At 66.7% G+C, this 8904-nt stretch carries 7 protein-coding genes; 5 read left to right on the plus strand and 2 right to left on the minus strand.

The features are described 5' to 3' along the window. The 5 genes from BDIM_RS18100 to alaS form a co-directional block, all read left to right on the plus strand. Positions 1-791 (plus strand): CHAD domain-containing protein (locus BDIM_RS18100; protein WP_169312152.1); only part of this gene is annotated, 791 nt, incomplete at its 5' end. Positions 792-930: 139 nt separating this feature from the next. Then, positions 931-2010, plus strand: coding sequence for a recombinase RecA (recA, locus tag BDIM_RS12825; protein WP_040346130.1), 1080 nt, complete (start codon positions 931-933; stop codon positions 2008-2010). 395 nt (positions 2011-2405) lie between these two features. Continuing rightward, positions 2406-2888, plus strand: a complete 483-nt coding sequence (rraA, locus tag BDIM_RS12830; protein WP_003166030.1) for a ribonuclease E activity regulator RraA — start codon at positions 2406-2408, stop codon at positions 2886-2888. A 67-nt stretch (positions 2889-2955) separates the two neighbouring features. Further along, on the plus strand, positions 2956-3591 hold the full coding sequence (locus BDIM_RS12835; RefSeq protein WP_003166031.1) for a carboxypeptidase regulatory-like domain-containing protein: 636 nt from the start codon (positions 2956-2958) through the stop codon (positions 3589-3591). A gap of 99 nt (positions 3592-3690) precedes the next feature. After that, entirely contained in the window at positions 3691-6336 is a 2646-nt protein-coding gene (alaS, locus tag BDIM_RS12840; RefSeq protein ID WP_003166032.1) for an alanine--tRNA ligase, read from the plus strand. A gap of 186 nt (positions 6337-6522) precedes the next feature. Here the strand turns inward: alaS and BDIM_RS12845 are convergent, their stop codons facing one another. Together BDIM_RS12845 and BDIM_RS12850 are read right to left on the minus strand one after the other, a co-directional pair. Next, positions 6523-7074: a DUF2939 domain-containing protein gene (locus BDIM_RS12845; RefSeq protein ID WP_003166033.1), complete on the minus strand. Its 552-nt coding sequence runs from the start codon at positions 7072-7074 to the stop codon at positions 6523-6525. A gap of 293 nt (positions 7075-7367) precedes the next feature. Next, positions 7368-8588, minus strand: coding sequence for an NADP-dependent isocitrate dehydrogenase (locus tag BDIM_RS12850; protein ID WP_003166034.1), 1221 nt, complete (start codon positions 8586-8588; stop codon positions 7368-7370). Positions 8589-8904 lie beyond the last annotated feature (316 nt).

An 8904-nucleotide genomic window follows, 5' to 3' on the forward strand; every position in this document is an offset into this window, starting at 1 on the left:
TCGGCCTGCGCCGCCTGCGCGCCGCCCTGTCCGTCTTCGCCCCCCTGCTGGGCGAGGACGCCGCCCCCGTCGTCGCCGAGCTGAAATGGCTGGCGCATGAGACCGACGCCGCGCGCGACCTGGACGTCTTCATCCGCGACGTCTTCCATCCCGCCGCGCTCGAAACGCCCGATCCCGACCTCGCCCCCCTGGGCCTGCGTCTGCTGGCGGCGCGCAGCGGCGCCTACCGCCGAGCGATGGCGGCGATCGATTCGCCGCGCTACGCCGCCCTGATGTTTGAGACCCTGGCCTGGATCGAGACCGGCGCCTGGCGCACCGATCCCGACCCGGTGCGCGCCTGGCGCCGACAGCGACCCGTCGCCGCGTTCGCCGCCGAAGCCCTGGCGCGGCTGAACCGGCGGATACGACGCGACGGTCGTCGCCTGGACCGCCTGGACGCCGTGGGCCGCCACCGCCTGCGTATCCGGGTGAAGCGCCTGCGCTATGCGGCCGAGTTCTACGCCGGCCTGTTCGACCGTCCCCGCCGCGAGCGCCGCTTTCGCAAGCGCCTGGAACAGGTGCAGGACGCCTTCGGCGCTCTCAACGACCTGGCCGTGGCGCGCGACCGCATCCCCGCCGAGGCCCGACTGACCTCGCCCGAGATCGCCTTCGCCGCCGGGCGCCTGATCGGCCGCCGCGAACAGAGCGCCGCCGCCCTGCACGCCGCCTCAAGCCGCGCCTTCGCCCGCCTAGCCCGCGCCGGGCCCTTCTGGCGCGGCGGAACCATCACGACAAAATCGGTCGCATCGTGATAAATGTTCTTGTTCAGTTCACGAGAACATCTTGCGAACAAGAACAAACCGTGTCCATAGTCCGTCTCAACGAGGGAGCGGGTCCGTGGCGGGTTTCTCCCGAAGTCAGATGGGAATCATGGCAAGGGAGAGAAAACCAATGTCACAGGCGGCACTGAAGCTCGTGGGTAAAGAAGACGGCGACAAACAACGCGCTCTGGAGGCGGCGATCGCGCAGATCGATCGCGCCTTCGGCAAGGGCTCGGTCATGAAACTGGGCAAGGCCGGACAGGTGGCCGAGATCGAGAGCGTCTCGACCGGCTCTCTGGGCCTCGACATGGCGCTCGGCATCGGCGGTCTGCCGGTCGGCCGGGTGATCGAGGTGTTCGGCCCCGAATCCTCGGGCAAGACGACGCTCGCCCTGCACACCGTGGCCGAAGTCCAGAAGAAGGGCGGCGTCGCCGCCTTCGTCGACGCCGAACACGCGCTGGACCCGGTCTACGCCCAGAAGCTGGGCGTCAACCTCGACGACCTGCTGGTGTCGCAGCCCGACGCCGGCGAACAGGCGCTGGAGATCGTCGACACCCTGGTGCGCTCGGGCGCCGTGGACATTGTGGTGGTCGACTCGGTCGCCGCCCTGACGCCGCGCGCGGAAATCGAGGGCGAGATGGGCGACAGCCTGCCCGGCCTTCAGGCCCGCCTGATGTCGCAGGCCCTGCGCAAGCTGACGGCCTCCATCTCCAAGTCCAAGTGCATCGTCCTGTTCATCAACCAGATCCGTCACAAGATCGGCGTCATGTACGGCTCGCCGGAAACGACGACGGGCGGCAATGCGCTGAAGTTCTACGCCTCGGTGCGCCTGGACATCCGCCGCACCGGCGCGATCAAGAACCGCGACGAGGTGGTCGGCAACACCACCCGCGTCAAGGTCGTCAAGAACAAGGTCGCCCCGCCGTTCCGCGAGGTCATCTTCGACATCATGTACGGCGAGGGCATCTCCAAGATCGGCGAGATCATCGACCTGGGCGTCAAGGCCAACATCATCGAGAAGTCCGGCTCCTGGTTCTCCTACGACTCGACCCGCATCGGTCAGGGTCGCGAGAACGCCAAGGAGTTCCTGAAGAACAACCCCGACATGGCCCTCGCCATCGAGAAGGCTGTCCGCCAGTCCACGGCCAAGATCGCCGACGACATGCTGGGCGCGCCCGAGCCCGACGAAGGGCAGGATCTGGAAGGCTGATCCGCCACCCCCAACGCCGTCATCCTCGGGCTTGACCCGAGGATCCAGCCAGGCGCGTCCTCTTCCGTTCCAGCCGTGATCGCGCTGACGATCCGATCCTCGGTTCAAGCCCGAGGATGACGGCAGAAGGCAAGAGGCGTGCTGACGGCCAGAGCTTCTCCGTTCGCCGCCTCGCGACCCGCCTACCGACCCCGCGGGGCCGGTCGGACGGAGACCGGCCCGCCCGACCTGCGTCGGGCGGGCCTCTTTTTTACATCGCCCCTCTCCCGCTCATCCCGGCGTCCGCCGGGATGAGCGGAGATTGAGGCACGCCGCCAACCCGCTTCTCCGCGCAAGCGGCCTTGTTTCCCATGACCGCCAACGGGCAAGCTTCGCGCAAAGAACCGGAGCCCCCCATGACCTTCGCCACCGCCGACCTCTGCGACGCCCACTCCGAAGAGGTGAAGGTCTGCCAGACTCACTTCCGCAGCTTCGGCCAGGTCGCGGCCTTCCACGGCCCGATCCGCACCCTCAGCGTGCTGGACGACAACACCCTGGTCCGCCAGACGCTGGAGCGCCCCGGCCAAGGCGCGGTCCTGGTCGTCAACGGCGGCGGTTCGCTCAAACGCGCCCTGGTCGGCGACAATCTGGCCAAGCTGGCCATCGACAACGGCTGGGCCGGGATCGTCGTCCACGGCGCCGTGCGCGACACAGCCGTCATCAACACCATGAACGTCGGCGTCAAAGCCCTGGGAACCATCCCCATGCGCGCCGATCGCGACGCCATCGGCGAGATCGACATTCCCACCGCCTTCGGCGGCGTCATCTTCACCCCCGGCGACTGGCTCTACGCTGACGAGGACGGCCTGATCGTCTCGCCGCATCGCCTGCACGACTAAGGCGCAAGGCTTTCTCCCGAACACGCCGTGCATAGACGGCCCAGCAACGCTTCGTCATGGTGAACGAATGAAGTCGCGCGCTCTCTCCATATCACTGGCGGTCATGCTGACGGCCCTGCCGCTTTCCGGATGCCTGACGCTCGCCGCCGTTCATCAGTTGCACGAGCAACATGAGTTCGAACGCCGCAACGCCTTCGACCCCAGCGCGCACGAGTGGGCCCTGGCTCCCGGCGCACCGATCGCGGGACGTCTGACCCTGACAGCCAGCTATCGCCAAGGTTACAGCGGAGTTGTCGAACCTATTCCGGACGAAACTCTGACTTGCGAACAACTGTTCATTCGACTGATCCCTGACACCCCGCACATGCGCTGGCTGCTAGAGCGACAGCACCGCCTTATCGTCACAGAGCGCGGCGATTGGCTTAACGGCTTCAGCGAACAACCTGAACGGTGGTCTTGGCCCGAAGCCGCATCGGCATCCTACATACGCGAAACGACTTGCGGAACGGGCGGCGCCTTCAGCTTCCCTTCCGTCCCTGCAGGGCCCTACCTGTTGCTTGCACAGCTGCATCCGACAGCCGAACGCGCGCCTCTCGTTCAGAACGACATCGTGTTGAAGTCCGTCATGGTAAAGGCAGGTGCTCCGCTCAACGTCCACATCCGCTCACGTAGCGCTCTGCACGGCCCGTTGACGCCGCGCTGAGACTGACCTCCGCCGGGTGATGCGTTCGGCGCAAAATCCCTATATGACGCCGGTTCCGATATTTCCTCCCGCGCGCCCGAGTTCCAGAGCGATACGCCCATGACCAGCCTGAAGCAGATCCGTTCCACCTTCCTCGACTACTTCGCCGCCGACGGCCACGAGAAGGTGCAGTCGGCTCCGCTCGTGCCGCAGAACGACCCGACCCTGTTGTTCGTCAACGCGGGCATGGTGCCGTTCAAGGACTACTTCACCGGCGCGGCCGTGCCGCCCTATAAGCGCGCCACCAGCTCGCAGAAATGCGTGCGCGCCGGCGGCAAGCACAACGACCTGGACAACGTCGGCTACACCGCGCGTCATCACACCTTCTTTGAAATGCTGGGCAATTTCTCGTTCGGCGACTACTTCAAGGACCACGCCATCGAGAGCGCCTGGGGCCTGCTGACCAAGGAGTTCGGCCTGGACCCCGCACGCCTGCTGGTCACCGTCTACCACACCGACGATCAGGCCTTCGACATCTGGAAGAAGGTGACGGGCTTCGCGGACGAGAAGATCATCCGCATCCCCACCAACGACAACTTCTGGGCCATGGGCGACAGCGGCCCCTGCGGCCCCTGCACCGAGATCTTCTACGACCACGGCGACCACATCTTCGGCGGCCCTCCCGGTTCGCCGGACGAGGACGGCGACCGCTTCGTCGAGATCTGGAACAACGTCTTCATGCAGTTCGAGAAGGAGAACGACGAGATCGTTCGCGAACTGCCCAAGAAGTCGGTCGACACCGGCATGGGCCTGGAGCGCATCGCCGCCGTCCTGCAGGGCGTCCACTCCAACTATGACGTCGACCTGTTCAAGAGCCTGATCAACGCCTCGGAAGAACTGACCTCGACCAAGGCCGAGGGCGAGCGCGCCCCGTCGCACCGGGTCATCGCCGACCACCTTCGTTCGACCGCCTTCCTGATCGCCGACGGCGTGACGCCCTCGAACGAGGGCCGGGGCTATGTCCTGCGCCGCATCATGCGCCGCGCCATGCGCCACGCCCACCTGCTGGGCGCCGCCGATCCGCTGATGCACCGCCTGGTGCCGACCCTGGTTCAGGAGATGGGCGAGGCCTATCCGGAACTGGGCCGCGCCCAGGCCTTCATCGAGGACACGTTGAAGCAGGAAGAAATCCGTTTCCGCACGACCCTGGGCCGCGGCATGAACCTGTTCGATCAGGCCACGACCGGCTTCAAGGCTGGCGACATGCTGGACGGCCAGACGGCCTTCACCCTGTACGACACCTACGGCTTCCCGCTGGACCTGACGCAGGACGAGGCCCGCCGTCGCGGCTTTAGCGTCAACGTCGACGGCTTCGAATCCGCCATGGCTGAGCAGCGCGATCGCTCGCGCGAGCACTGGAAGGGCTCGGGCCAGACGGCCTCGGCCGGGGCCTGGCTGGCCCTGCGCGACCAGCACGGCGGCACGGAATTCACCGGCTATGAGTCCGAGACCGGCGAAGGCAAGGTTCTGGCCATCGTCAAGGACGGCGCCGAAGCTGCGTCCGCCGCGACCGGCGAAACGGTCGAGGTGCTGCTGGACAAGACCCCCTTCTACGGCGAAGGCGGCGGTCAGGCGGGCGACAAGGGCGCCTTCGTCTGGAGCGGCGGCGAAGGCCGCGTTCTCGACACCAAGAAGCACGGCGGCGACCTGCACGTTCACACGCTGGAAGTGACCAAGGGCGCGCTGGCCGCCGGCGCCGTCGTGACCGCCACGGTCGAGGAAGGCTCGCGTCCGACCACCCGCGCCAACCACTCGGCGGCCCACCTGTTCCACGCCGCCGTCAAGAACGTGCTGGGCGCCCACGTCGCCCAGAAGGGCCAGATGGTCGACGCCGAGCGCATGCGCTTCGACTTCAGCCACAACGCCCCGATGACGGACGAGGAGATCGCCCGCGTCGAGGACGAGGTGAACGCCGTCATCCGCCAGAACGTCCCGGTCACGACCGAGCTGATGACGCCCGACGCCGCCATCGCGGCGGGCGCCGTGGCCCTGTTCGGCGAGAAATACGGCGACGAGGTCCGCGTCCTGACCATCGGCCGCGCCCTGTCGGGTCCAGGCGCCTATTCGGTTGAACTGTGCGGCGGCACCCACGTCTTCCGTACCGGCGACATCGCCTTGTTCAAGATCGTCTCGGAAGGCGGCGTGGCCGCCGGCGTGCGCCGCGTCGAGGCCCTGACCGGCGAGGCGGCCCGCCGCTTCCTGCTGGATCAGGCCAATGTCGCCCGTTCGCTGGCCCAGGGCTTCAAGATCCAGACCGCCGAGGTTCCGGCCCGCGTCGAGGGCCTGCAGGCCTCGGTCAAGACGCTGGAGAAACAGGTCGCCGACCTGAAGAAACAACTGGCGCTGGGCGGCGGCGCGGGCGCCAATGCGGCCCCCGAAGAGATCGGCGGGATCAAGCTGATGGCCCGCGTCCTGGACGGCGTGGACGGCAAGGGCCTGCGCGGCGTGGCCGAGGACTTCAAGAAACAGATCGGCTCGGGCGTCGTCGCCCTGGTCGGCGTCGTCGACGGCAAGGCGGCCATCACCGTCGCCGCGACCCCGGACATGGCAGGCAAGGTGAATGCGGCCGACCTGGCCCGCGACGCCGTCATCGCCATGGGCGGCAAGGGCGCAGGCGGCAAGCCCGACTTCGCCCAAGGCGGCGCCCCGGACGGATCGAAGGCCGAGGACGGCCTGAACGCCATCCGCGCCGCGCTGAAGGGCTGATCGCCCGCACAGACTGAAACGACAAAGGGCGGCGCATTCGATGCGCCGCCCTTTTTCTTTCCTCCCCATGCAATGGGGAGGGGGACCGCGAAGCGGTGGAGGGGCCAGGACAATGGAACCAAGCAGTCCCTCCGTCTCGTCGGCTGCGCCGCCGATCCACCTCCCCATTACATGGGGAGGAGAAGCTTACTCCGGCGCCCCCAGATCAATCGCCGCCAGCTTCCAGCCGAACAGGTTGCGGCGCTTCATCAGCAGCGACACCGCCTCGTCCGGCTGGTCGTCGCGGGTCAGGGTGACGGCGAAGGTGTCCAGGTCGCGATAGCCCCACGACTGCCGCACGCGGTCATGGCCGCTCTTCGCCTTCGGTTCCGTTTCGACCGAAAGCGCGGGTTTGGGCGTCCGTCCCTCCTGCACCATCATGGAGATCGCCTGCGGGGTGACGAAGGCGTCCACCGCCCCGCCGACGATGGCGGGCGCCAGCAGCATCCCCAGGCCCGACAGGCCGCTGTCGGCCATGCGCGGGTCATTGCGCATCTCGGCCATCATGCGGGCGTTCAGCTCGTCCTTCAGACTGGCGCGGAAGGCGGGAAAGTCCACCTGGCGCTCCAGCCCTTTTTCATCCCCCGCCTTCGCCGCCTGGATCAACGACCGCGCCGCCAGCAAGGGCGATGCGGCGTAGGCGACCACAAGGACTGCGGCCGCAGCCACCCCCAGACGAATGATCAGTTTGCGATTCATCGGCCCTCCCCTGCCTTACGAACGCGACCAGACGACGACGAAACGGCGTCAAAATCCCCAAGAGTATTAGGGACATGGTTCGTCGGCGGGTTCAATGCGTGTTTTCACGCGGCTCCGTCCCCCTGTCCCCACGCCGTCCTCCTCGAGGATGACGACGCGTTTGAGGGGAGCGAACGCGATACGCGCCCAACAAAAAAAGCCCGCCGGATCGCTCCGGCGGGCCTTGATGTCTTGGCGGCTCCGGGCCGCGGTCAGAAGGCGGAGCCTTCTGACCGCGGCCGACTAGAAAAGCCTCAGCCGATACCCGGCAGGGCCTTCTTCAGGTTCTCGGACACCTTGTCCAGGAAGCCTTCGGTCGTCAGCCAGGACTGCTGATCGCCGACCAGCAGGGCCAGATCCTTGGTCATGAAGCCCGACTCGACGGTCTCGACGACCACGCGCTCCAGCGTATCGGCAAACTCGGCCAGCTCGGCGTTGCCGTCCAGCTTGGCGCGGTGCTTGAAGCCGCGGGTCCAGGCGAAGATCGATGCGATCGAGTTGGTCGAGGTGGCCTCGCCCTTCTGATGCTGGCGATAGTGACGGGTGACGGTGCCGTGGGCGGCCTCGGTCTCCATGACCTTGCCATCCGGCGTCATCAGCACCGAGGTCATCAGGCCCAGCGAGCCGAAGCCCTGCGCCACGATGTCCGACTGCACGTCGCCGTCGTAGTTCTTGCACGCCCAGACGAAGCCGCCCGACCACTTGATCGCGGCCGCGACCATGTCGTCGATCAGGCGGTGCTCATAGGTCAGGCCGCGCTTCTTGAATTCCTCGGCGTAGTCGGCGTCGAAGACTTCCTGGAAGATGTCCTTGAAGCGGCCGTCGTAGGCTTTCAGGATGGTGTTCTTGGTCGACAGATAGACCGGGTAGTTGCGCTGCAGGCCATAGGCGAACGAGGCGTGGGCGAACTCGCGGATCGAGGCGTCCAGGTTGTACATGCCCATGGCGACGCCGGCGCCCGGCGATTTGTAGACCTCGTGCTCGATGACCTGGCCGTCGTCGCCGACGAACTTGATGGTCAGAGTGCCCGGTCCCGGCATCAGGAAGTCGGTGGCCTTGTACTGGTCGCCGAAGGCGTGACGGCCGACGACGATCGGCTGGGTCCAGCCCGGCACCAGGCGCGGGACGTTCTTGCAGATGATCGGTTCGCGGAAGACCACGCCGCCCAGAATGTTGCGGATGGTGCCGTTCGGCGACTTCCACATCTTCTTCAGGCCGAATTCGGCGACGCGCGCCTCGTCCGGGGTGATGGTGGCGCACTTCACGCCGACGCCGTGCTTCTGGATGGCGTGGGCCGCGTCGATCGTGATCTGATCGTCGGTGGCGTCACGGCTTTCCATGCCGAGGTCGTAATAGTCGAGTTCGAGGTCCAGGTACGGGAAGACCAGCTTGTCCTTGATCATCTGCCAGATGATCCGGGTCATTTCGTCGCCGTCGATGTCCACGATGGGATTGGCGACCTTGATCTTGGCCATGCTTACGCCTCTGTCTCTCAGGGGAAGGAATTCGGTGCAGGGGATATAGCGACCCCGGCGCGCGGGCGCAAAGGGGACGAAAGCCGCACGGCCTGAACGGCGGGCCGGAACGAAACGACGGCTTGGCCGCTAGGCTTCTTCACGGCTACGCTTGGCGTCGCCGGTCGATCAAGAACCTATGGAACGCCTGATGACGCTTCGCCGCCTGCGGTTCGCCGCCTCCGTCGCTCTGCTTCCCCTAGCCCTGGCCGCCTGCAAGGGACGTGAGGCGGCCGCCACGCCCGAAACGCCTGCCGCGCCACCCCCCGCAGACGCC

The organism is Brevundimonas diminuta ATCC 11568 (assembly GCF_000204035.1).
GTDB lineage: Bacteria > Pseudomonadota > Alphaproteobacteria > Caulobacterales > Caulobacteraceae > Brevundimonas > Brevundimonas diminuta.